This window comes from Erythrobacter sp. JB1-4, from assembly GCF_057365025.1.
Map to the genome: position 1 here is coordinate 2,458,959 of NZ_CP200292.1, position 23,575 is coordinate 2,482,533.

Annotated in this window: 17 protein-coding genes; 8 read left to right on the forward strand and 9 right to left on the reverse strand. The window is 55.9% G+C overall.

The window, feature by feature from the left end; all coding sequences use genetic code 11:
• Positions 1 to 90: 90 nt before the first annotated feature.
• Positions 91 to 3,285 carry a TonB-dependent receptor domain-containing protein gene (locus tag AC0V61_RS11375; protein ID WP_486157620.1) on the reverse strand — a complete coding sequence of 1,065 codons (3,195 nt, stop codon included), beginning with the start codon at positions 3,283 to 3,285 and terminating at the stop codon, positions 91 to 93.
• 420 nt (positions 3,286 to 3,705) lie between these two features.
• On the reverse strand, positions 3,706 to 6,729 hold the full coding sequence (locus AC0V61_RS11380) for a TonB-dependent receptor domain-containing protein (protein ID WP_486157622.1): 3,024 nt from the start codon (positions 6,727 to 6,729) through the stop codon (positions 3,706 to 3,708).
• A 450-nt stretch (positions 6,730 to 7,179) separates the two neighbouring features.
• Here AC0V61_RS11380 and AC0V61_RS11385 point away from each other — a divergent pair, with 450 nt between their 5' ends.
• From AC0V61_RS11385 to AC0V61_RS11415, 7 genes are all read left to right on the forward strand, one after another.
• Positions 7,180 to 8,352, forward strand: coding sequence for an acetyl-CoA C-acetyltransferase (locus tag AC0V61_RS11385; protein WP_486157623.1), 1,173 nt, complete (start codon positions 7,180 to 7,182; stop codon positions 8,350 to 8,352).
• Positions 8,353 to 8,416: 64 nt separating this feature from the next.
• Positions 8,417 to 9,202: an SDR family NAD(P)-dependent oxidoreductase gene (locus tag AC0V61_RS11390; RefSeq protein ID WP_486157625.1), complete on the forward strand. Its 786-nt coding sequence runs from the start codon at positions 8,417 to 8,419 to the stop codon at positions 9,200 to 9,202.
• 172 nt (positions 9,203 to 9,374) lie between these two features.
• Positions 9,375 to 10,538 carry a serine hydrolase domain-containing protein gene (locus AC0V61_RS11395; RefSeq protein ID WP_486157627.1) on the forward strand — a complete coding sequence of 388 codons (1,164 nt, stop codon included), beginning with the start codon at positions 9,375 to 9,377 and terminating at the stop codon, positions 10,536 to 10,538.
• A gap of 84 nt (positions 10,539 to 10,622) precedes the next feature.
• Positions 10,623 to 11,360 carry an enoyl-CoA hydratase/isomerase family protein gene (locus AC0V61_RS11400; protein WP_486157629.1) on the forward strand — a complete coding sequence of 246 codons (738 nt, stop codon included), beginning with the start codon at positions 10,623 to 10,625 and terminating at the stop codon, positions 11,358 to 11,360.
• Positions 11,361 to 11,527: 167 nt separating this feature from the next.
• Positions 11,528 to 13,786 (forward strand): M3 family metallopeptidase, encoded by a 2,259-nt coding sequence (locus AC0V61_RS11405; RefSeq protein WP_486157630.1) that lies wholly within the window; start codon positions 11,528 to 11,530, stop codon positions 13,784 to 13,786.
• 212 nt (positions 13,787 to 13,998) lie between these two features.
• Positions 13,999 to 14,871 (forward strand): crotonase/enoyl-CoA hydratase family protein, encoded by an 873-nt coding sequence (locus tag AC0V61_RS11410; protein WP_486157631.1) that lies wholly within the window; start codon positions 13,999 to 14,001, stop codon positions 14,869 to 14,871.
• 54 nt (positions 14,872 to 14,925) lie between these two features.
• On the forward strand, positions 14,926 to 15,402 hold the full coding sequence (locus AC0V61_RS11415; protein WP_486157632.1) for a MarR family winged helix-turn-helix transcriptional regulator: 477 nt from the start codon (positions 14,926 to 14,928) through the stop codon (positions 15,400 to 15,402).
• A 67-nt stretch (positions 15,403 to 15,469) separates the two neighbouring features.
• Here AC0V61_RS11415 and AC0V61_RS11420 read toward each other — a convergent pair whose 3' ends face one another.
• The 7 genes from AC0V61_RS11420 to AC0V61_RS11450 all read right to left on the reverse strand — a co-directional run bounded on the left by AC0V61_RS11420 (position 15,470) and on the right by AC0V61_RS11450 (position 23,018).
• A complete protein-coding gene (locus AC0V61_RS11420; protein WP_486157633.1) occupies positions 15,470 to 16,486 on the reverse strand; it encodes a type II secretion system F family protein in 1,017 nt (338 codons plus the stop codon).
• 18 nt (positions 16,487 to 16,504) lie between these two features.
• A complete protein-coding gene (locus AC0V61_RS11425) occupies positions 16,505 to 17,476 on the reverse strand; it encodes a type II secretion system F family protein (RefSeq protein WP_486157634.1) in 972 nt (323 codons plus the stop codon).
• Positions 17,477 to 17,584: 108 nt separating this feature from the next.
• The gene (locus tag AC0V61_RS11430) at positions 17,585 to 18,871 is read right to left on the reverse strand and encodes a pilus assembly protein CpaE (RefSeq protein WP_486157636.1); all 1,287 of its coding nucleotides are present in this window, start codon (positions 18,869 to 18,871) and stop codon (positions 17,585 to 17,587) included.
• A gap of 3 nt (positions 18,872 to 18,874) precedes the next feature.
• Positions 18,875 to 19,534: a CpaD family pilus assembly protein gene (locus tag AC0V61_RS11435; protein ID WP_486157638.1), complete on the reverse strand. Its 660-nt coding sequence runs from the start codon at positions 19,532 to 19,534 to the stop codon at positions 18,875 to 18,877.
• Between the two features lie 24 nt (positions 19,535 to 19,558).
• Positions 19,559 to 21,211, reverse strand: coding sequence for a type II and III secretion system protein family protein (locus tag AC0V61_RS11440; RefSeq protein WP_486157640.1), 1,653 nt, complete (start codon positions 21,209 to 21,211; stop codon positions 19,559 to 19,561).
• 105 nt (positions 21,212 to 21,316) lie between these two features.
• Positions 21,317 to 22,429 (reverse strand): Flp pilus assembly protein CpaB, encoded by a 1,113-nt coding sequence (gene cpaB, locus AC0V61_RS11445; protein ID WP_486157642.1) that lies wholly within the window; start codon positions 22,427 to 22,429, stop codon positions 21,317 to 21,319.
• A 109-nt stretch (positions 22,430 to 22,538) separates the two neighbouring features.
• On the reverse strand, positions 22,539 to 23,018 hold the full coding sequence (locus AC0V61_RS11450) for an A24 family peptidase (RefSeq protein ID WP_486157643.1): 480 nt from the start codon (positions 23,016 to 23,018) through the stop codon (positions 22,539 to 22,541).
• Positions 23,019 to 23,154: 136 nt separating this feature from the next.
• On the opposite strand from AC0V61_RS11450, the gene AC0V61_RS11455 reads away from it, so the two are divergent.
• Complete coding sequence (locus AC0V61_RS11455; RefSeq protein WP_486157644.1) at positions 23,155 to 23,574, forward strand: alpha/beta hydrolase; 420 nt, start codon at positions 23,155 to 23,157, stop codon at positions 23,572 to 23,574.
• Position 23,575 lies beyond the last annotated feature (1 nt).

Sequence of the window (23,575 nt, forward strand, 5' to 3'; positions counted from 1 at the left end):
ATCGCGCCCATCAATTCGCAAGCTTAAAGCTCCAACAAAAAAGGGCCCCGGTCACCCGGGGCCCTTTTAATTTGCTCTAAAGCGTAAAGCTTAGATTTCGACGCGGGCGATCGCGAAGAAGGTGCGACCACGGTTGTCGAAGATGCCTGAGCCCGCACCAGCGCCGGTCAGACCGAACGGAGGCTGTTGGTCGGTGACATTGTCAACACCAACGGTGAAGCGGAATTCGTCCGTTGCTTGAATATCCAGACGGATATCTTGGGTGAAGCGGCTCGGATAACGCTCTTGTGGGAACGCATCAGGGTTGAGCGGTGGAGCTTCAACCAGAGCACCTGGTGTACAGGTGTCGGTCGTGCGTGGGATAGTCCCGTCAGCATTACATGGCTGAATGCTGTTGCGGTAGTTCTCACGAGCACCGATGAACTGTGGTCCAACATAACGGCCTGCCCACTGGATCGTGAAGTCTTCAGCAAAAGTGAAGGCCGCGATGAAGTTGGCTGCCCAGATCGGATCACCCAGTTCGCCGCGATCATCGTCGGGGATCTCTGGGTTATCGGTGTCGAGGAAGTTCGTACGATCAATGACGTAGGTCGCAATCGCACGCAGTTCGAGACGGTTGTCGTTCTCAAATGTGTGTGAGTAGCGGACGTCAAAGTCGATGCCTTCAGCGGTCAATGATGCAAAGTTCACTGGACCCGTGATCAAAGCAGCATCGGTTGCAAGCGAACCATCAGCCTGACGAGGGAGGATCTGACCGCAGAAGCTGTTGTTCAGATCAACCGCGTCAAAGCAGTTGTTCAAGATCGCTTGAGGACCAACGTTGGCAATCACGCTTTCCACTTCGATGTCATAGTAGTCAGCTGAGAGGCTGAAACCAGGCAGGAAGGTCGGCTGGAAGATTACACCAGCGGTGAAGCTGTCTGAGGTTTCAGCTGAGAGCAGCTGGTTACCACCTTGAAGCACAGCGCGGTTACCCGTGATATTTTCATCAAAGCCAACAGGAACGCCTGCCGCCGCGCAGTTAGCCGCCCGGTTTGCCGTACCTTGGTCGATGAAGTCGACATCGCAAGGATCGTCAAAGAACAGGAAGTTCACCGTTTGTGGGCTGAACAGGTTGCTCGGCGTGGGTGCGCGGATGGACCGCGAAAGGTTTGCGCGGAAGCGAATGTCTTCAACCGGTGCCCAAAGACCGCTCAGGTTCCATGCTTCCACCGTACCGGTGTTACCAGCGCCTGAGTTGTAGTCTGAGATACGACCAGCAGCTTTCAAAGTCAGCTCTTGGAAGAATGGCATATCTGCAAGAAGCGGAATGTCGATCTCACCAAAGGCTTCATACACTTCGAACGCAGGCGGGTCGAAGACGTCGAATGCGTTGAAGAAGGTGTTGCCGCCAGCTGAGAACTCATCTGGCTCTTCAAACGCTTTTTCTTTGCGCCACTCGCCACCGACAACAAGGCCGATTGGACCACCTGGAAGCTCAAACAAGCCGGAGCTGTCTGTCGCAACGAAGGCAAGCACGTTGTACTGCTCAGCTTCGCCGTTGAGCTGGGTGTTTTGGCTGTTGATGAACGCAAGCGCTTCTGCACTTGGCGAACCAAAACCAAATGGGTTGATCGGAACACAGCCTGGCAGATCGTTCGTGGTGTCAGCGTCGGTGTTGACGCGGCACTGGATCGAACCGTCTGGTGCAACAATAGAGTCGATTGCGGCACGTGCGTTTGCGAAGATCAAGTCGTTTTGAGCGGTCAGATTTGTTTCAAACCGGCCGTAGTTGAACGAGATTTCGTAGTTGGTGTTGTCCGAAATGTCGCCTTTGATACCGGTCACAAGGCGATAAGTATCGCGCTGCAGACTGTCGTTACGAGTACCGAAGTCTGAGTTGTTCCGGTTGATGAAGAAGCCAGTTGAAACTGGTGGCACACCGAACGCTCCGAGGAGCTCGTTTTGTACCGCTGCAATTTGAGCCGCGTCATCTGGGTTCAAGAACGCGTTGTCGAACGACACGAAGAAGTTCGCCGTGGTCGCATCGGGACCCGCACAAGCAGGCGCGCCGCCAAGACCAACTGCGCCGGCAAGGCCGCCACAGATGCCGTTGAAGAACGACGGTGTGCCTTCACCAAACGCCTCAATACGAGCGAATTTGAATTCGACGAACGGTTGGAACGCGTCCGATACCTCGAATTTCGAAAGCAGGTTAATGGTGTAACGCTCAATCTCTGGGAGAAGCGAACCATCGGCAAGCACTGTTCCGTCACCGTCAATTGCGCGACCGTTGGCCGGGAATTGGGTGGTGGTTTCGCTGAAGAGACGGCCGTCTGGGCCAAAGCGATAGCGAATCTCATTGCCGTTCGCATCGCAGCGCAGCGGTGCAGAAGCTGCGGTTTCGCCGCCAAGACAGAAGGTTTGGACTGTGCCGCCTTCTGAAAGGAAGTCGAGACGCTGTCCGCTTACGAGGATGTTGTCAGGAACACCGTTGGTGTTGCTGAGGCCTTCACCCGTCGTGTCGTCTGGGTTGACGACGAAGCCTGTGAAACCAATGCCGAAGCCTGAGTTTTCAGGACGCTGTGAGTTGAGGACCGTCTCAGCGCGTGAGTAGTCGGCAGCGATTGTGATGTTACCACGGCCGTCTGCAAAGTTCTTGCCCCAAACAGCGTCGATACCAAACTGACGACCATCGCCGCGATCACTGATCGACTGGATGGCGTTAAGCTCCATGCCTTCATAGTCATCGCGAAGCACGAAGTTTACAACCCCGGCAATAGCGTCAGAACCATAAACAGCCGAAGAACCACCGGTCACAACATCGACTTGTTCAAGCAGTGATGTTGGGATGGTGTTAATGTCGATTGCAAAGCCACCAATGTCGGCGGTGATGTGACGGCGACCGTTGACCAGGGTCAGCGTACGGGTCGTACCAAGACCACGAAGGTCGAGAAGGCTAAGACCGGCTGTACCGATGAAACGCTGTGAGTTCGAGCTGTTGAAGGTCGAACGAAGCGCAGGAAGGTCATTCAGCGCGTCACCAAGGCTGACGGAGCCATCGTCAAGAATTTCGTCGGCTGAAACCGATGTGATTGGAACAACAGATTCCAAGTTCGCATCACGGCGGATACGTGAACCAGAAACGATGATCCGGTTGGAAGACTCATCTTCAGCGGTCACGTCTTCTGTGACAGCTTCCTCTTGGTCCTGCTCAGCGTCCTGCGCAAATGCCGGCGTTGCTGCCAGAGCAAATCCAACCGCAAGTGTCCCTGCGCTTAGACGGAGTTGTGTTGAGATTTTCATGTAGTGCTTACCCTCAATCAAATCATACCTGCGCAGACCCGCGCGGATATCAGTTTGCCGATCAGGGTTGGCTTGCACCGTCTGGTTAAGGCGCCCTGATCACTATGACGGGCATGCCGTTAACGAGACAGAATCATCCTCACGGAATCATCCATTACGTTTAAGCCAGCCAGTCCCTGAACCTGAGGTGACGCAATGCTTAAGAATTTGGAAGGGGAACGCGAAATCCCTGCGCAATAAATGCATAGACGTGTCACTTGAATGCAACAGTAAAATCACGCGCGCTGACGGCCCGTCTGCAGAAAGCCAATCAGGACTGAGAGGGGCCGGGGCCAATCGAGTGGCTACGTCTCGCGCGGGCAAAGAAAAACGGCGGGTGTTTTCACACCCGCCGTCTTCAAATTTAAGCGTCTGCTTTTCTTAGAGTTCAGCGCTGAAGCCGAAGAAGAAGAAGCGACCGGTGTCGTACACACCAGGGTAGGTGTTGCCGTTACCGTTGGTAGCCGGACCTGCAGAGATAGACACTGGGAAGTTGTCTTCGAACAGGTTGTTAACACCAGCACGTGCCACGATGCCGTCGAACACTTCATAACGGACCGCAAGGTCGAAGTAGTTCACAGCGCTGAGGCTAAGCTCAACTGGTGATGGCGTTGCTGAGTCGTTGTCGACACCGCCGAAGTGACGCCACGTGACGTTAGCGCTCAGACCTTCAAGCGGGGTTTCCCAACCGACAAGCACACGGTGACGATATGTCGCCGTTGGCTGACCACACTGACCAGCAAACTCACCTTCACACTCAACAACCGCAGCGCCAGAGAATGGCGTGAAGTCAGATGAGAAGAGGTAGGTTGATGCATAGTTGATGTCGACAGCGCCAGCACCACCGATGTCGAAACCGTAGTTGACCTGGAAGTCCAGACCATCGGTTGCGATCGATGCAGCGTTAACCCGTGTCAGCGTGAAGCCAATCCCTGGGCCGCTTGGGTTAAGCGAGCCAGCTGCGTCACGGTTGATGAGGTCACAGAAAGTGGCTTCACCCGTTCCGAGGCAGTTGTCGAGGATGGTTTGTGCACCCAGACCGTTCACGATCGCGTCTTCGATTTCGATGTCGAAATAGTCAACCGATGCGTTGAAGCCTGGAAGGAAGGCTGGTTGGAACACAGCACCAAAGGTGATTGTGTCCGAGCTTTCCGGGCTAAGCTGTGGGTTACCACCAAACAGACCTTGGGTTTGACCCGAGATCACGTCTGGAACGCTACCGAATTGAGCAGCGGTAACACCGGTGTTCGCACATGCTGCAGCAGAAGCCACAGGCACTGCACCTGAACACGGATCGAAGATGCCGTTGCCGTTTACGTCCGTACCAGCTTGGGCAAGGTCAGGAAGACCAGTGCTTTGACCGGTGAACAGCTCAACTACGTTTGGTGCACGAACAGCGCGCTGGAACTGACCACGAAGGGTAAGATCCGAGACAGGCGTCCAAGTAAGCTGGAAGCCATAGGTGTCAGTCGAGAAGCTGTTGGTCACGCCATTGCCGTTAACCGTGTAATCGGAATAACGATATTGGGTGCTGAACACGAGCTCTTCGAAGAACGGCTTGTCAGTAACCAGTGGAACCTGAAGTTCGGTGAAGAACTCGGTAACTTCCACGGCACCAGAGACCGGAAGGGTCGGGCCGCCAACGCCGGTGAAACCGCCGTCTGGCTGCTGACTGATCTGGTCAGGTGTCGCGTTCAGAGTGTCTTCGCGATACTCAACGCCAACAAGGAAACCAACGCCTGCATCTTCTGCAAATGGCGATGCAATGCCGAACTCGCTGAGGTCTGTTTGCACAGTTGCACCCAGTACGAGCTGATCGGTTTCACCAGTGGTGATGCCGATGCCTTGGATGAAGTCGAGTGACTCTTGAGTCACAAGGCTCTCACCGCCTGGGCCACGCTGGAAGATGTTGTAAGGTACACAACCGCCTGATGGATCGATACAAACAGCGTTGCCGTTTGCGTCGGTCGTCACAAGCAAAGCTTGGTCAAGGTTAGCGATGATGAAGTCGTTGGTTGACGTGTCTTCATCACGAGTTGCTGAGTACTGACCGAAGACTTCGTAGTCGAAGAATTCTGCAAAAGTACCACGAGCACCACCAACGATGCGGAACGCACGGTTTTCAAGACGTGAGTTACGCTCGCCGCCTTCGACGTTACGGTGGGTTGCAGTGATGCCGCTGATGACTTCATCGTCAGCGATCTGCTGAGCAGAACACTGAAGAACTTCAGTCGCGAACGAACCACCGTTAGCAAACAGCGGATCTTGGATCAGCGGGTTGCCGCAGTTTACGCTACGCTGGAAGAAGCCGAATGATGCAGACGGTGCGATTTGCGCGTCTGAAACAACGTCGGTGTAGCTTACGTCACCAAACAGTTCGAGAGCCTCAGAAACTTCATAAGTTGCTTTGGTGTAGAACTGGAATTTTTCGGAAGGACGCTGGAAGAAGTTCTGCGGACCAAAGTTAAAGGTCTCTTGCGGACCACCTTGGAACGGAGTGAACTCACCGGTTTCCTGTTGGAAGACGTCAGTTCCACCGAAGTCAGCGACGTTGTTGAAACGACGGAAGTTCGATGAACCGATACAACCAAACCCGTTTGCCGAGAAGGCACCGGTTGATGCGCCGAGCGCACAGCCTGAAGCGGTACGGTCGCCTTGGCTGATTTCGTTACGGTTTTGGTAAGCGAAGAAGCCGGTTACGTTACCGCGGCCATCAGCAAGGTTGGCACCAAAGGTGACAGATGCGCTGATTTCTTCGCCGTCAGTGACGGAACCAGGAATTGGCTGTTGTGCAGCTGCGAGGACTTGCTCGAACACTTCACGGCCGTTGCTGCTTTGAGCAAAACCGTATTGAACGTCGACTGCAACGCCTTCGAAGTCGTCTTTAAGCACGAAGTTCACAACACCTGCTACAGCGTCAGAACCGTAAACAGCAGACGAACCACCGGTCAGGACTTCGACGCGCTCAACGAGGTTCGTTGGGACGAGGTCGAGGTTAACCGCGATCGATGCTGAGTCGCCGTATGGAAGGCGGCGGCCGTCAATCAGGGTCAGAGTACGCTGAGCACCAAGACCACGAAGGTCGAGTTGCGAAGTACCCGATGCACCGTTTGACTGGTCAGCGGTTTGCGCTGCAGAAATCTGCGGCAGTGAGTTGGTCAAGTCTTCGATGTCAACGACACCGCGTACTGCGATCTCTTCGGCATCAACAGCAAGAACCGGGCTAACCGAAACAAGGTTCGGATTGACGTTCAGACGGGTGCCGGTCACGAGGATCTGATCACCCTCTTCAGCCGATTCATCCGACGTAACGTCTGCGTCCTGCGCGAACGCAGGGGTCGCAGCCAGAGCAAGACCGATAGCAAAGCTACCAGCGCTCAGGCGTAGTTGTGATGATTTTTTCATTTGGTTTTCTACCCCTAATGACGGCCCGCAGCGTCACTCAAAATTGAGTTCAGCATCAGACCAACACTGACTGAATATGTCCCATCCGATTTGGTGGTTGAGGCATACTCGGTCTCTCGTAAGACGGATTGTATGCATTAGCGACGAAGTCTCCGCTCACCGCGAAGGTGCACTACGCATACATTGTCCGTCCCTGCGAGCCGACTTGGCTCAAACGTCTTGAGAAGAAAAGAGATGAGCGGCCCTGAGGCCAACAAAACACAGGGGTGTAGCGCGATTGCAACACAGTATTTTACACGGGGTCGATGACACGAGTTATGCGCGCGGCAAGCTGTTTTTGCTCACCTCAGCGCGTTCAGGTGCAATGCCTGCTTGATTCCCCGGTGACCCGCTGCAATAGACGGGTGGCAAAATGAAACGTTTACGTAAACGGAAAGGGAGGGGCTGACTATGGCCACCGCATATATTGTCGATGCTGTTCGGACTGCTGGAGGTCGTCGTGGAGGACGTCTGGCCGGTGTTCACCCCGTTGATCTGCTAGCAAAGAGCCTCGATGCTGTCGTGGAACGCAGCGGCGTTGACCCAAGCGCGATTGACGATGTTGTGACAGGCTGCGTCAGCCAAGCAGGCGAGCAGGCAGGTCAAGTGGGCCGCATGGGCGTGCTTGCGTCCAAGCTTCTTCCTCAATCGACCCCTGCTGTTTCGATCGACCGCCAGTGCGGTTCATCACAGCAAGCCATCCAGTTTGCGGCGCAAGCCGTTATGTCGGGCACGCAAGACGTCGTCATCGCCAGCGGCGTTGAGAGCATGACCCGCGTGCCTATGGGCACCAATATGACGCTCCATATGAAAGAGGGTCTGGGCAATTACATGTCTGACGGCGTGAAGGACAAATATCCCGGCGTCCAGTTCAGCCAGTTCATGGGCGCAGAGATGATCGCCAAGAAGCATGGAATGACAAAGGAAGAGCTCGACGCTTTTTCTTATAACAGCCATCTCAAAGCCAAAGCAGCGGTCGAAGCGGGCGCGTTTGACGGCGAGATTGTACCCGTTGAAATCGAAACGCCCGAAGGCACCGAGATGCACACGGTGGATGAGGGCATCCGCTTTGATGCGACCCTTGAAGGCATCGCAGGCGTTAAGCTGATTGACCCCAACGGCATGGTGACAGCGGCCAGCGCAAGTCAGATTTGCGATGGGTCATCGGCGGTTCTGGTGGTTTCGGAAGAAGCTCTTAAGCGTCACAACCTCACGCCTATGGCCCGCATCCACAATCTGACCGTGACCGCTGGTGACCCGGTTATCATGCTCGAAGAGCCGCTTTTCGCAACCGACAAGGCGCTTGAGCGTGCTGGCCTTAAGATCGACGATATCGACCTTTACGAGGTGAACGAGGCGTTTGCCCCTGTTCCAATGGCTTGGCTTAAGCACACGGGCGCTGATCCTGAGAAATTGAACGTCCACGGCGGCGCGATTGCTCTGGGGCACCCACTGGGCGCCTCGGGCACCAAGCTTATGGCGACGCTCGTCCACGGGCTTAAGCGTCACGGCAAGAGATATGGCCTTCAAACAATGTGTGAAGGCGGCGGCGTTGCCAACGTCACCATCGTTGAATCGCTCTAGAGCGTTTTCAATCACTCAGAACATCGAATCTGTTTAATTTGGATCCCCTAGGAGAGGAAAACTAATGGAAGTTTCAGCAAACACCCCTGCCGTCGTCACCGGCGGTGCATCGGGCCTTGGTGCCGCCACCGCCCGCGCGCTTGCCGCTAAAGGCGCCAAAGTCGCCATCTTCGACATGAACGAAGAAAAGGGCGAGGCCATGGCTGCCGAAATCGGCGGCGTCTTCTGCAAGGTCAATGTGACCAGCGACGAAGACGTTGATGCAGGTTTTGCAAAGGCACGCGAAGCGCACGGCCAAGAGCGTATCCTCGTGAACTGCGCAGGCATCGGCAATGCGATCAAAACCGCAAAACGTTCACGCGAAGATGGTTCAATCAAGGAATTCCCAACGAGCGCGTTTGATTTCGTCATCCAAGTGAACCTCGTCGGCACCTTCCGCTGTATCGCTAAGTCCGCTGCTGGCATGCTGACCCTCGACCCAATGAGCGAGAACGGCGACCGCGGCGCAATCGTCAACACCGCCTCTGTCGCTGGTGAAGATGGCCAAATCGGTCAGGCAGCGTACTCAGCATCGAAAGCTGGCGTGATCGGCATGACCTTGCCAATCGCGCGCGACCTGATGAACGAAGGCGTTCGCGTAAACACGATCCTTCCCGGCATCTTCGACACGCCGCTTCTTGCAGCAGCACCGCAAAACGTGCGCGATGCTCTGGCTGCATCTGTGCCGTTTCCTAAGCGTCTAGGTGTTCCAGAAGAGTACGCAAAGCTTGCGATGTGCATGATCGAAACCGGCTACTTCAACGGCGAAGACGTGCGTCTCGACGGCGGTATCCGCATGGCACCGCGTTAAGTTTTTACTGGCGCTCAATGCGTTTCAAATTCAGAAGGGCCCTCGAGGAAACCGGGGGCCCTTTTTTATGTCGTTCATTACGAGGCTATGCGGAATATTTGCTGCAGCATTTGTCTGTCTTGGACCTATAGCTCAGGCAAGTGCTCAAAATGACGCAGCGCCTTCCGCGTCTATGCCACAAGATACGCAATCAAGAGCCCTGGAGCTTGCGCCAAGGATACCATTCTCGGCATTCGAGGAACGCGTTGAAGCAGCGCTTAAGGATGGTGTCGCACCTGGTGTGGTGTTCGCTGTAATCCAAGACGGCGAGCTGATCTTTGCCAAGGGCTATGGGTACGCTGACCTCGACAATCGCACACCGATTTCTCCCGATACGATTTTCCCGCTGGGTTCGATCAGCAAGACATTTATCGGGTCAGCTGCGGCCATTGCTGCAGGGCAGGGGACCTTTGATCTGGAACAGCCCATTTCGCAATATCTGTCCTTCACGATCAATCATCCGTTGGGGGCCTTTGACGACATCTCATTCTTGCATCTGGCCACTCACACATCCGGTATTGTGGATCGAGAAGATGCGTACGAACAAGCCTATGCAATGGGCAGCAAGGTTCACCCCCTGCCACTCGACAGCTATCTGAAAGCGTATCTTGGGAACGATGGCGACCTTTACAGCGCTGATGGCAATTTCCTGAAAGCTTACCCTGGGCAAGAATTCTCTTATTCCAATGTCGCATCTGCTCTGGCTGCCCAAGCACTCAGCGACAAGGTTGGTGTTGATTTTGCAGACTATACGAAAGCCCAAATCTTCACCCCGCTCCAGATGACTTCGACAACCTGGTTCCTCCCCGAAGCTGACCCCGAACAAGTAGGCGTCCTTCACAGCCGGACTGACGAAGGTTTCGCTGCTTATCCGCCCTATGCCCTTGCGACATGGCCTGACGGAGGTCTTCGTTCCACCGTATCGGACCTTGCCCGCTATTTGATCGCGTTCAGCAATCGAGGCGTATTAGACGGAAGGCAAGTATTGGACCCTGATGTGGTGCAATTGGCAATCGGCGGGATTGATCTTCGCGGTGTTGAGAATGCGCCTGATGATGAAGTGTCATCGGGTCTCTTCTGGGGGACCAGTCTAGCGCCGGGAGCATTGCAATCGCGCCCATTACTTGGTCATGACGGCGCTGATCCTGGAATTTTTACGATCATGAAATATGACCCCATATTGCGACGAGGGGTGATCGCTTTTGCGAATGGGGAAATGACCGCGAACGAGCACTATATCCAAATATATGGTCTGGCCTACCGGCTTTTCTTGACAGACTTCAGCGATCAAGACTGACAGGTCTCATCTGTCATTTTGTGCTGTGTCGAACGATTTTCCACAGACGCCTACACCATATGTCAAACGACAAGAGTAGCTAGAATGACCCAACCAATCCTACGCGAAGATTTCGACGGCTGGACCAAGCTAACACTCAACCGTCCCGACAAACTCAACTCGCTCACCGTGGAGATGTTTTCCCTCCTTCGCGGCCATATTGAAGACCTCAGCCAATCAACCGGCATTGGCTGCGTGGTGATCCAAGGGGCGGGCAAGTGCTTTTCGGCTGGCCATGACCTTGGCGGGATTTCCGAAGGCGAAAGCCCGCCGTCCAAGGGCTGGCATTCTGAGACGCTGCGGATGCTCGAAAAGCTGCCGATCCCAGTCGTTGCGGCCGTGCATGGGCATTGCTACACAGGGGCGCTTGAAGTGGCACTTGCCGCGGATTTTATAATCGCCAGCGACACCGCGCGTTTTGGAGATACGCATGCGAAATTCGCGCTCACCCCGGTTTGGGGCATGAGTGTACGATTGCCGCGCCGGGTGGGGATTGCGACGGCTAAGCGGCTCATGTTCACAGCTGAAATGTTCGGCGCTCAGGAAGCCGTGCGCATCGGTTTGGCGGAGTACTCGGTCCCGCAAGAGGGCTTTGATGCGGAAGTCGAGCGCATCGCCACCCAAATCGCCTCTCAAAGCCACTTCTCCCACGCAGCAAACAAACGCCTTCTCGACCGCGCCGATGGCAAGTCGGCTGATGAAGCGCTGGTCCGTGAGTGGATGGAAAGCGAGGGGCGCGGGCCCGATATGCATGAGCGCATCAAGGCGGTCATGGGCAAGTAGGCGTACGGTGTATCCGACAAATAGCGCATCCGGGTCCACAAACACACATGCTCATCACCCATTCAAGTTGCGCGTGGCAACGCAACATTCTAGCACCATTTTAGCCATATCGTGCGCGCACATCTTTTGCGCGCTGACCAGATCACTCAAGAGAGAGACCACAAAACATGTCGCTCAAACTCGCACCTTTCGCTGTTTCCGTCTCGACACTGGCGCTCGCCGCCTGTGCGACAACGGGGCAAGATGGCTACACCGCCACCATCGCTGATGCGAAACCCATTCCGCACTCAGCTCCCACCAATGCTATCCCGGAAGGGACCGGCTATTTTGCCTCGGACAGCACGCTGCCGTTTCTTGCGCCTGATTTCACGAAAATCAGCGAAGACGACTACCTGCCCGCTTTCGAACAGGGCATGGCGATCCAAGCAGCTGAAGTCCAAGCGATCATCGACAATCCAGCCGAGCCGACTTTTGAAAACACCATCGTCGCGCTTGAAAAATCTGGCAAAATGCTCAGCCGCGTAAGCCGCGTGTTCTTCCAGCTAACCGGCACCAATACGACCGACGGCCTCGATGCGATCAACACCGAGATCAGCCCCAAGCTCACCGCACATGGCGACAGCATCACGCTGAACCCTGAACTGTTTGCCCGTGTGAAAGCAGTCTATGACAAGCGTGCTTCGCTGGGTCTTGACCGGGAAGACACGAAACTCCTCGAAGGCGCATACGAGGGCATGGTTCAAGCCGGCGCCTTGCTGACCGATGCGCAGGTTGAGCAGGTCAAAGCGATCAACTCCAAGCTTTCCACGCTTACCACCGAATTCAGCCAGCAAGCACGCGGCGCTATGTCGGATCAACCGGTGATCTTTGACAGCGCCGAAGAACTCGCCGGGCTTTCCGATGGCGATATTCGTTCAGCGGCCGACTTTGCAAAGAGCCTTGGCCATGAGGGCAAATATGCAATCGCGCTGCAAAACACGACGCAGCAGCCGTTGATCCCGGCGCTCGACAATCGCGCCAGCCGGCAAAAACTGTTTGAGGCAAGCTATCACCGCGCTGATGGTAAAACCGATATCGACACGCGCCTTTTGATCGCCCGCATTTCTGAACTGCGCGCTGAAAAAGCGGAGATTTTCGGCAAGCCTGATTGGGCAAGCTACACCATGTGGGACCGTATGGCCGAAAAGCCCAGCACCGCGCTTGGCTTTATGGAGCAGATGGTGCCAGCGCTTGCCGCAACGCAGCGCCGCGAGGCTGCGATGCTGAACGAAGCGATTAAAGCGGATGGCGGCGATTACGAGGTGAAGCCGTGGGATTGGTATCGCTATGCCAACCAAATCAAAGCCGAGCAGTTTGAGCTCGATGAAGATGCAGTCATGGAATATTTCGTGCTGGATAAAGTGCTCGAAGACGGCGTCTTTTTCATGGCAAAAGAGCTTTACGGCCTGACCTTTGAACGCCGCACGGACCTGCCTGTCTATCACGAGGACGTCTGGGTCTACACCGTGTTCGAGGCCGATGGTTCAGAGCTTGGCCTGTTCTATTTCGATCCGTTCCAGCGCCCATCAAAGCGCGGCGGGGCGTGGATGAGCAACTTTGTCCCGCAAAGCTATATGCAAAGGACAAAGCCGGTCATCTACAACGTGCTGAATATCCCCAAAGCGCCAGAGGGTGAGCCACAACTCGTCAGCTTTGACTGGGTGAACACCACCTTCCACGAATTTGGCCACGCGCTGCACGGCTTCTTTGCTGATCAGAAATATGTGAGCCTTTCGGGTACTGCGACGGCGCGCGACTTCGTTGAGTATCCAAGCCAGGTCCACGAGATGTGGATGACATATCCCGAAGTGCTGCAAAACTACGCCTTCCACTATGAAACCGGCGAGCCGATCCCAGCGGAAATGATCGCCAAGATCGAGGCGGCATCGAAGTTCAACCAAGGTTATGACTTTGGTGAAGTGGTGGAAGCAGCGCTCCTCGATATGAAGTGGGCAGCTCTGACCAAGGAAGAGGCAGCAGCCCTTGATACGCCGGAGAAAGTGTCCGCGTTTGAGCGCAATTCTCTGGAAGAGCTGGGGCTTGAAATTGATTTGGTGCCGCCGCGCTATCGCAGCACCTATTTCAACCACATCTTCTCGTCGCCTGCTGGCTATTCAGCGGGCTATTACAGCTATCTTTGGACGCAGATGCTCGACCATGACAGCCGCAGCTGGTTCCGTGAAAATGGTGGCCTCTCTCGCAAGGCAGGTGATCACTATCGCAAAACCGTGCTGAGCCGCGGCGGGACGATGGACTATTTTGAGATGTATGAGAATTTCGCCGGACGTAAGCCGGATGTGAAATACATGCTCGAAGCGCTCGGCCTGACTGGCGGAGGCGACACCGCTGCCAAGTCAGCAAGCGAAGGTGCAGTAGGCGGCAACTAAGCCACCACGATCTTGATCAAAGAAGACCCCGCCCGTGAGCGTCACGGTGCGGGGTTTTTTGTGTCTGTCCTACATGTGCATGTACCCGGTATGTGGGCCGAGATGTCTTTGCCTATCACCCCTCTTTTTCGCCCAATTTGCGCAAGGACAGGGCCTCAAATCTTTTCTCCCCCTGAACAGTGTGCCAAGTGTGCCAAACAGGAGAGATTTTCATGAGCGAATACACGCAAATTCTGGTCGATAAGACTGACGGCATTGCCACCATCACATTGAACCGCCCCGAGAAAATGAACGCCTTCACTGGCACCATGGGCGCTGAGATCATCGCGGCAATGGATGACATTGATGGCGATGACGATGTGCGTGCGGTGATCTTCACCGGGGCAGGCGATAGGGCCTTTTGTGCGGGCGCTGATTTGACGCCGGAAGGGGGAGGGCAGATATTCTCCGATGGCGCAGAGGTTGAGAGCCTTTCCGATGAACGCGTTCGTGATGGGGGCGGCCTGCTGACGCTGCGCCTGTTTGAAAGCAAGAAGCCTTTGATTGCAGCGTGCAATGGCGTGGCGGTGGGCGTGGGTTCGACTATGCAACTTGCGATGGATATCCGGCTGGCGGCAGAAAGTGCGCGTTATGGCTTTGTGTTCGCACGCCGGGGCATCGTGCCAGAGGCGGCATCAAGCTGGTTCTTGCCGCGCCTTGTCGGGATCAGTCAGGCGCTGGAGTGGTGCTATTCGGGCCGTGTGTTCGGCGCAGACGAAGCCAAAGCGGGCGGGCTCGTACGCTCGGTCCATGCAGCCGGGGACCTGATGGACGAAGCGCGTGCGATTGCCCGCGAGATTGCTGACAACACCTCTGCCGTCTCTGTCTCAATGACGCGGGCGATGATGTGGCGCATGATGAACACCGATCACCCGATGGAGGCGCACAAGATCGACAGCCGCGCAATTTACCGCCTGTCTCGCGGGAAGGACGCGAAGGAAGGCATCGCAAGCTTCCTTGAAAAACGCGCGCCTGAGTATCCCGGCAAGGTCAGCGAGGACATGCCCGATTTCTACCCATGGTGGGAAGAGCGTGCGTACGAGTAATCTCAAAAGCGCGGCGTCTTGCACGCGGTTTGGTTTCATGGGAAACCGCATGGCATGACAAAGCCTACCGACTTTCAACTCGCTAACTTTCTGCCCTACCAGCTCTCCATCGCATCCAACGCGGTGAGCGGGCTTATCTCAGAGCGCTATCGTTCGCGCTTTGGTTTGAAAGTCACCGAATGGCGGGTGATGGCGGTCCTTGGCGATGAAGGTACCCATGGCGGACAGCTGACCCAGCGCGATCTGACCGAGGCGACTTTGATGGATAAGGTGGCGGTTAATCGCGCCTGCAAAGTGCTCGAAGAACGCGGGCTGATCGCAAGGGTCGCCAATGAGAGCGATGGGCGCTCGCATTTATTGGCGCTGACCGCTGAGGGCAATGCGATCCATAGCGAGGTTATGCCGACGGCGCGCGCGGCTGAGCGGGAGCTTTTCGAAGGCTTTGATGATGCCGAAGAGGCAGCGCTACGTACCATGCTTGCAAAGCTGCGTGCGCGGGCGGGGCATTTGGCGGATCAGTCAGGGGACTAAATGCAAAGGGGCCGGTACGCTCGAAAGCGACCGGCCCCTTTGGTCTCAGGTTCGCAAGGCTGTGACCTTAGCCGCCCTCTTGGCTCGGTGTGACCAAAGCATCGGTGATCGAACAGGCCGCTGGGCCAAGGATCACGATGAAAAGCACCGGCAGAATGAACATGATCAGCGGAACGGTCATGATCGCTGGAAGACGCGCGGCCTTCTCTTCGGCGCGCATCATCCGCTCGTTGCGGAATTCAGCGGACAGAACGCGCAGAGCAGAGGCAAGCGGCGTACCGTAGCGTTCGGTCTGAACCATGGTGGTCACCACGCCTTTGACCGCCTCGAGATCAACCCGGTAGGCAAGGTTGTCAAATGCCATCTTACGCTCGTTCAGGAAGGAAAGCTCAATCGCGGTAAGCGCAAACTCATCGCCAAGCTCTGGATAGGCCCGACCCAATTCCTTTGCCACCCGGTTGAAAGCGGCGTCGACGGTCAAGCCAGCTTCAGCGCAGATGACGAGTAAGTCGAGCGCGTCTGGCAGGCCTTTCTGGATTTCGGTTGTGCGCTTCTTGGCAAGGTTCGAGAGGTAAATTTCCGGGCCTTTGTAGCCGAGGAAGACCATGGCACCAAAGGCGAAGACCTTCTTCATCGAGCCATCGCCCCAAGCGAAATAGTCGACCCAATAAAACATGACGAACCCGATAGCGCCGAACACAATCGGAAGGATGGCTCGAAGGCCAATTACGATAACCGCAAGCTCTTTGTTGCGGATACCGGCATGCGCGAGCTTTTGCTGAACCGCCTCGATCTGGCTCTGCTCGAGCACATTCATCTTGCCAAGGCTGTCTTTGACCTTATCGGTCGTGTCAGATCGGCGAACGAGGCTCGCACGCTTTTTCGATCCTCCGGTGACGATACCGGCTTTGAGTTCGTCGCGGCGGTCCTCGAGTGACTTCACGCGCTTTGCCATCGGATCTTTGATGGTGACCGCAGCGTAAATGGCCATGATAACGGCAAAGGCGGCAAGTCCTGCGAGGATGCTTCCCACAAGGATAACATCAAAGCCAAGGAGCGTTGGTCCGGTTGGTTGATCAAGCATTTTGAATTCCCTCCCGGATCAGATTTCGAAGCTGACCATTTTGGCCATGATAAAGGCACCGATGCTCATCCAAACAAGGCCACCAAGGCCGGTAATGATGAGGCGTTCGTCGATGAAAAACTGCCCAAGATAATCAGGATTAATCCAGTAAATGAGGCCAAAGACGATGAACGGCAAAGAGCCCACAATATAAGCAGAAGCCTTCGATTCAGAGCTCATCGCCTTAATCTTAAGCTTCATCTGCGAACGCTTGCGAAGCACGTCAGCAAGGTTCGAGAGCGTTTCAGCCAAATTACCGCCGGTCTCGCGCTGAATGGCAAGGGTGATGGTGAAGAAGTTGAACTCTGGAATGCCCAGCTTGTCGCCTGCTTCCTGGAGCGAATCTTCCATGGTCTTACCGATCTTGATCCGCTCAACCACCGATTTGAATTCGATGCCGACCGGCCCAGGGACTTCTTCGGCAACCACTTGGAGTGTCTCTGCCACAGGAAGACCTGAGCGAAGACCGCGAACAAGAAGCTCGATCCCATCGGGGAACTTGGCGACGAATTGATTGGTGCGCCGTTTGATCATGAAACCCACAACGAAGTGAGGCAGACCGCAGCCAATGACCGCGCCAATTCCGAGCGCGAGCAAAGGCGCACCGCTCTGAAGAAAGATCACAACGGCAACGGCCATCGTCAGGCCGAGTGAGGCGTATATGTATTGTGAAAGAGTCCAACCCTTACCCGTGCGATCCAGCCGCACTTCGAGAGCTTCTACCCGTGAGCCCGATCCCGCAACGCGGTGCGATTTGGGTTTGCGGGCCGCGATGGCTTTCTTGAGCTGGGATTCAACCTTGGCATCAGCGCTGTCGGAATGGCGATAGCGAAGAGCATCGACGCGGCGTTTTTGTGCCTTGCCAATGTTCGGTCCCGACAACAGCAAATAGCCGCCAACGATGACCAAAAAGATCACCACGGTGATCAGCAGGGTTTGCACTATGTCCATCTTGGTATCGTCCTGCCCGTCTGCGTCGGCTTGCTCAGCGTTCGTTCAATTCTGCCGCGCTCCAAAGTTGGGCGATTAAGCCCAAGCGTTGGAGCGCATTGACTAGGTTTACTCGGCCGCCTCAGCAGGCGCCGCGTTTTTATCTTTCTTCGCCAGCAGCGATTTGAGATCAAAGCCGCCCAAAAGCGATTTCTTCTCTTCCGTCAGCGCTGCCATATCGTCTTCGCTTGCACCCATGATGCGCTCAGCGATTTGCTTGATCGTAGCAGTTGCCTTTGAGCTCTTGTTCGCCTCGGTAAAGACCTGACCAAGCTTTGCCGCGTTTGATGCCGCTTTCACGTCATATGGAATTGCAAAGTCGATTTTGCGCTCGATGGAGGCCTCAAAGTCGGATTTGCTGATCTCAGCAACACCTGCTTGGAATTTGTTGACCACGACCATGGGATGAGCGTGTGCTGCATTGGTTTTGAGCCAAGACAATACGCGAATAGTATCGCGCGCTGATGCAAGCGTAAGCTCGCATGTCAGGACAACCAAATTCACATCAGCCAGCAAATGCGGGAAGTTGATCAGCATGTTGCGTGGCAGATCAATTACCGTCATTTCAAACGCTTGGCGGAACTCTTCCTCGAGCTGAACGAAGGCGGCGCCATCGGTCATGAGCGGTTGGCTAATCGGCGCTTCGGCTGAGAGGATTGAGAGGTTGTCATTGGCGCGGATCATTGCGCGCTCAATGAACAGGCCATCGATCCGGCTCGGGTTGTCGATCGCATCGGTGAGACCGCGACCTGGCTCCAGATCAAGCGCGAGTGCGCCCGTCCCGAAGTGCACATCGAGGTCAAACAGGGCGGTTGGTGCCTTGTGATGATCGCTGAAGAGCCACGAAAGCGAGGTTGCCAGCGTCGATGCACCAACGCCGCCGCGTGTGCCGACCACTGCGGTCGAGATGTGGCGTTTTACGCCTTCGGCATCGCCTGCTTTAGGCGAAGTGAAAACCGCAAGTGCACCGTTAAGTGCGTCGTGCACGGCCTGCGCGTTGAGAGGCTTCAAAAGATAGTCGTGAATGCCGCTTGCCAAAAGGTCACGGTACAAACGCACGTCGTTGACTTGGCCAATGGCGATAACAACTGTGCCAGGCTCGCAAACTTCGGCCAAAGCATTGATATCATTAAGCGGGTCGCCGCTTTCTGAAAGGTCAACGACCAAAATCGCCGGGCTTGCGCTAACCGAAAGCGATTGAACGGCGTTGCGAAGACCGCCTTTGTTGCATTTCTCAGGCGGCCAGCCCATTTCGATGACGACAGGTCGCAGCACATCGAGGGCTGCATCGTCGCAGATGTAAGCGGCGAAAGGATCGCGGTTGCCGGGAAGTCCCGATTTCCATGGAGCGTTCATTGGTTAGTTTCCTCCGCCTTGAGCTTGAGCGTTCTGGAGACCACCAGCACCTGTTGGTTCCGCATCGCGCAGTGTCGCGATGGCTTTGGTGCCGGTTGCGATCACGGTTTCACCCGTTCCCGATTGACCCTCAAGCAGGTCTTCAGGATTAGCGACCATCGCCGCCAGATTGCTGTTCACCGCGCAGCCGTAGTTCTTGCTGGTCTCGTTCTTGTAATTGCTATCGGATCTGCCAGCCCAATTGGGGCATGTTGGCACAGATGCGGTCGAGCGGGTGATGACCACGCGCGCTTGTCCTGCACCCAAAAGCCCGGCTGTTGTTGGCGCGACACCGTCAACGATCAGGCCATAACGGCCCGCGAGCGTGTTCACGGCATCTGCAACCGCCGGATTGGATGAGGGGTCCTCGATAGTGACGCGGTCACCATAACGAAGGTCCATTGTTTCAAACCAGCCATTGAGGCGTTGCTGCTCGCTGATGGAGAGGCCCGAGCGATTGGTATCGACATCCAGCGCAAAATTGGTGCGTTCCACCACGGGCTGATTGACCGAGTACAGTGAGGTGTTTGTTTCAGTCAAAGGACCAGAGCTGCACCCCGCAACCGTTACGCCGAGAGCCAGAGCAATAGAGCCCAGCAGCTTGTTAGTGTGTGTATTTGTCATCACGGTAACCTTTTTGCTGAGGGCTTAGAGGCTGAAGCCAGGGGCAGGAGCGTTTCCAGCATCCCGCTTGCGTTTGTTGCGGTTCGCATCGGCGCGGCGATCTTGCTTGCTCGGGCGCGAAGGCACGATGGCAGCAGGATCCGCAGCGCTAACTTCTGGATTAGGGGCCTCGCGCTCGGAAGCGGTTGGGGCTGGACGGCGCTCTCCGGTTACACCGCCGCTTTCCTTGAACAACAGCAGTTGCTCCGCTTCTGAAGCGGCGCGGAAGCCGTCGGTTGGGTAAGTGATGTCGCGCTCATTGACCGGTTTCACCAGATACGGCGTCACCACGATCACAAGCTCGGTTTCACCGCGGCGGAAAGAACGCGAACGGAAAAGGTTGCCAAGGATCGGCACATCGCCAAGACCCGGCGCTTTATCGAGCGAGTTTTGTGCGTTGTTGCTGAGAAGGCCGGCAATCATAAAGCTTTCGCCAGAACCCAGCTCCACCGTCGTTTCGGTACGGCGGATTGTGAGGGCAGGGACCTGGAAGCCGTTAAGCGTCACAGCGCCTTGCGATGAAAGCTCAGACACTTCCGGACGCACACGGATCGAAATCCGGCCGTTTGAAAGAACTGTCGGTGTGTATGCGAGGCTTACACCAAAATCGCGATATTCAATCGCGACGTTGCCAAGACCTTGCGAGATCGGGATTGGAAATTCACCGCCAGCCAGGAAGGTAGCGGTTTCACCAGAAAGCGCGGTAAGGTTAGGCTGTGAGATCGTTGTGATAAGGCCCAGACGCTCTGAAAGGTCCATTGCGCCAAGCACGTCGAGACCAAACAGTTGGGCAAGCCCGCCGATGGTTGTGCCTGAACCGGCGTTGGTTCCAATCGCGCTTCCGGGAACATCCACAAGCTGAGGAATACCTTGATCATCGACCACGATATTGCCTGCAAGATCGCGGACAAAACGCTGTCCGGTTACAGCGCCTGCACCTGGGCCTACGCTAAGTGGGCCGCCAGTGTTAAAGCCTGAATCGCCGGTAAGCGCTCGGCCGGTTCCAACACCGCCGCGAAAGCCGCCTTGCGCGCCATCAATCGTGGTGACGTTGCCGCCGATTTCGCGCACCAAGCTGCGGCTGACTTCGGCGAACTTCACCTGAAGGTTCACTTGCAGCGGGGTGGCTGTCTTGAGACGGGTGATTACATTGGTCTCATTGCCGAGGAAGGCGGCGACAAGGCGCTCGGCCTCGGCTGCATCTTCGGGAGCTTTTACTGTGCCTGTCAAAAGCACGGTGTTTGTGCCCATCGTTGCGACATTCACTTTCGCCTCTGGCATTGCCAAAGCGAGCATCTGATCGATGCTCCCGATGTTGTTGCCCACGCGAATGTTAGCCGAGAAGATGACATCGCCCCGAGCGTTGCTCGCGTAAATCGTTGTCTCACCGCCAGCGCGGCCAAAGACATACAATTGGCGCTGGGATTTAACCTGAACGTCTGCGATTTGCTCGTTTGCAACGAACACATCCGTCATGGCCCCTGGCACAGCGATCAACTCGCCTTTGCCGATCGAAAGCACGATCTCAGAATTCGGGCTTACAACCTGTTGGGCTGTTGCTGATCCGGTTGGCATGGCTGCAAGTGGCAGCATGGCAATCCCGGCAAGCAGCGCTTTGCTAAGAAATTTGGCTTTCATCTTAGGGGCCCCTCTGGATTTCCCTGTTTGCCCGCTGGCTACAATGGCCTTTTGGGTGTTCGTGATGGTGTCGGCTCGCATGGCTTTTGTCCTTGTTCTCGAGCGTTACCGAATTGTGCTCAGCGCGGATGGAACGGTCTGCCCAGCCTGCCCGACACCTTGGCTAACGGCGCCGTTAAGGTTGCCGGTTGCAGCGGTGATTGAGCCGCTTACCGGCACTTCGGTCGTCGCTTTGCCGCGCGTCACACGGACCGATGGACCTTTGTAGACGGGCGCGCCGCCCACTTTGGCGGGTACACCTGGTGCAGCTGGCGTACGCGGAGGTGCGCGGTTGCCGCCATCGTTTTGAGGTGGGATCGACTTGCGCTGGAAGCGTGAGACATCACCGCCGGTTTGGAACGTAGACTTACCTTCGACCGGACGGCCCATTGCAGTGCGCAAGAAGCGCTCTTCTTCTTCAGGCGTTGCATCAGCTGGGATTTCAATCTCACCAGAAGCAATCGCCCGTTCAAGTTCGGCCTGATTGTCTGAGATCGAACGCAGAACCAATGTGAGTTCGCCGATTTGCTGCGCTACGGCAACTTTCTCAGCGATCTTTGGCGTCACTTCGAGGGTGACTGTGCGGAAGGCGCGAACGACCGTCTTGCCTTCTTGATCGGTCACTTGTTCGGTAGTTTGGTCGGTCGCAAGAACGCGCAGGTTACGAAGAACCGTTTCAGCAGCTTGAAGCGCACGGCCTTCACCAGCAACGCTTTGCGTAAGGACCATATCAACACGGTCGCCCGGGAATACGAAGCCAGCAACGCCGGTCTTTGCGGACACAGGAACTGTGACAGCGCGCATGCCTGGGCCGAGCGCTGCTGCGAGGAAGCCTCGGTCACCGGGGCGCACAAGCGACCCTTGGGTAACCGGCTCACCAGCAGTGACTGGGAAGCGAACAACGGTGCCAAGAAGTTGGCTCATGTCAGAGTTGCCTTCAATGAAGTAGGCGTCCTGGACAAGCTCTTCAGGCCATTGCTGATAGCCCATGGCATCTGCTGTAATGATGGTGCCTGCGGGCAATGCGCGGTTGGCGACGAGAACTTTGGGTCCTTGTGGCTCCTCTTGCGCAACAGCGACGGGTGTCGCGTCACCTGCAAACATGCTGCGTGCAAGAAAGGCGCTGCCGATCGCAACGATCAACGCACCAAGCAGCAGAACCAGTTTCTTCCTATCCATGGCTATTCAGCCCCCTTCGTAAGCCCAACACAATTCGGGCGGGTATGCTTGACGTTGCTACGTCCAAAGTAGTTAAGATCGGGTTCACAGCGTCCGAACACCTTCAAATTCAGGCAAATGTCGGCACATCGCTCAAGCGCGGGGCGAGAACCCAGAAGGCGCCAAAAGCAATTGCAACGCCATACGGTATCGCTAATTTCTCTTTTTGCCTGCGCATCATGTGAACCACCGCCATCACGAGCGTGAGGATGCCGCCAGCAACCGCCATCACCAACAAAAGCTGCATAAAGGCAGTCGGCTCAATCCAAAGGGCAAGGGCAGTCAGCAGCTTCACATCGCCGCCGCCCATCATGCCAATGGCAAACATTCCTGCAAAAACGGCAAAAGCTGCCACAGCAACGCCGAGCTGGATCGCAACATCCGGCCACAGAGCAAGGCCGCTCGCCCACCAGAAGACAGGCGCCAAGGCGGCAATCCCTATATTCAGCCAATTGGCGATAGTGCGCGACCGGATATCGGTGAAAGCGGCGTAAAGGAGGGCAATTGCCAAGGCAATCAGCAGCCCGTATTGAACAGTCGTCATTAACATCGTTTGCCCCTCGAAATGGCCAAGACCAACCAACCGGCAAGGCTTGCAAACCTTGCGTCTTTCAAAAGGGTGCTACAGATGAGTGCTTACCAAATAGTAACCACGATCAACGGCTCAGGAACTCGCGCGTGCTCTCATGACTGAAATATTAGCTGAGAGCGATTTGGAACCGATTGATCGCCGGGTGATCCCACCTGCTGCAACTGAGACCATGTGGACGCTTGCCGATGGGCATGAGGTGCGGCGCATTGATTGGCCCGGGAGGGCGTCGGGTGGTGCAACGCCGAGAGGCTCAATCCTTTTTCTGCCCGGGCGTGGTGATTGCTACGAGAAGTATCTCGAAACGCTCGAAGAGTGGCACCGTGATGGGTGGCGCGTGACTGCCTCTGATTGGCGCGGGCAGGCAGGTTCGGGGCGACTGGGCAAAGACCCCTATACTGGGCACATCGAGGATTTCTCGATTTGGACCGATGATCTGCGCTATCTGTGGCAGGCATGGGTCAAAGAAGTGCCGGGCCCGCATATCATCGCGGGCCACTCGATGGGGGGCATTTAAT

Coding starts and splice junctions, on each gene's coding strand:
- AC0V61_RS11455 (WP_486157644.1), top strand. CDS start 23,155: ATGACTGAAATATTAGCTGAGAGCGATTTGGAACCGATTGATCGCCGG.
- AC0V61_RS11375 (WP_486157620.1), bottom strand. CDS start 3,285: ATGAAAATCTCAACACAACTCCGTCTAAGCGCAGGGACACTTGCGGTT.
- AC0V61_RS11410 (WP_486157631.1), top strand. CDS start 13,999: ATGAGCGAATACACGCAAATTCTGGTCGATAAGACTGACGGCATTGCC.
- AC0V61_RS11450 (WP_486157643.1), bottom strand. CDS start 23,018: ATGTTAATGACGACTGTTCAATACGGGCTGCTGATTGCCTTGGCAATT.
- AC0V61_RS11420 (WP_486157633.1), bottom strand. CDS start 16,486: ATGCTTGATCAACCAACCGGACCAACGCTCCTTGGCTTTGATGTTATC.
- AC0V61_RS11435 (WP_486157638.1), bottom strand. CDS start 19,534: ATGACAAATACACACACTAACAAGCTGCTGGGCTCTATTGCTCTGGCT.
- AC0V61_RS11385 (WP_486157623.1), top strand. CDS start 7,180: ATGGCCACCGCATATATTGTCGATGCTGTTCGGACTGCTGGAGGTCGT.
- AC0V61_RS11390 (WP_486157625.1), top strand. CDS start 8,417: ATGGAAGTTTCAGCAAACACCCCTGCCGTCGTCACCGGCGGTGCATCG.
- AC0V61_RS11395 (WP_486157627.1), top strand. CDS start 9,375: ATGCCACAAGATACGCAATCAAGAGCCCTGGAGCTTGCGCCAAGGATA.
- AC0V61_RS11405 (WP_486157630.1), top strand. CDS start 11,528: ATGTCGCTCAAACTCGCACCTTTCGCTGTTTCCGTCTCGACACTGGCG.
- AC0V61_RS11380 (WP_486157622.1), bottom strand. CDS start 6,729: ATGAAAAAATCATCACAACTACGCCTGAGCGCTGGTAGCTTTGCTATC.
- AC0V61_RS11425 (WP_486157634.1), bottom strand. CDS start 17,476: ATGGACATAGTGCAAACCCTGCTGATCACCGTGGTGATCTTTTTGGTC.
- cpaB (WP_486157642.1), bottom strand. CDS start 22,429: ATGGATAGGAAGAAACTGGTTCTGCTGCTTGGTGCGTTGATCGTTGCG.
- AC0V61_RS11400 (WP_486157629.1), top strand. CDS start 10,623: ATGACCCAACCAATCCTACGCGAAGATTTCGACGGCTGGACCAAGCTA.
- AC0V61_RS11430 (WP_486157636.1), bottom strand. CDS start 18,871: ATGAACGCTCCATGGAAATCGGGACTTCCCGGCAACCGCGATCCTTTC.
- AC0V61_RS11440 (WP_486157640.1), bottom strand. CDS start 21,211: ATGAAAGCCAAATTTCTTAGCAAAGCGCTGCTTGCCGGGATTGCCATG.
- AC0V61_RS11415 (WP_486157632.1), top strand. CDS start 14,926: ATGACAAAGCCTACCGACTTTCAACTCGCTAACTTTCTGCCCTACCAG.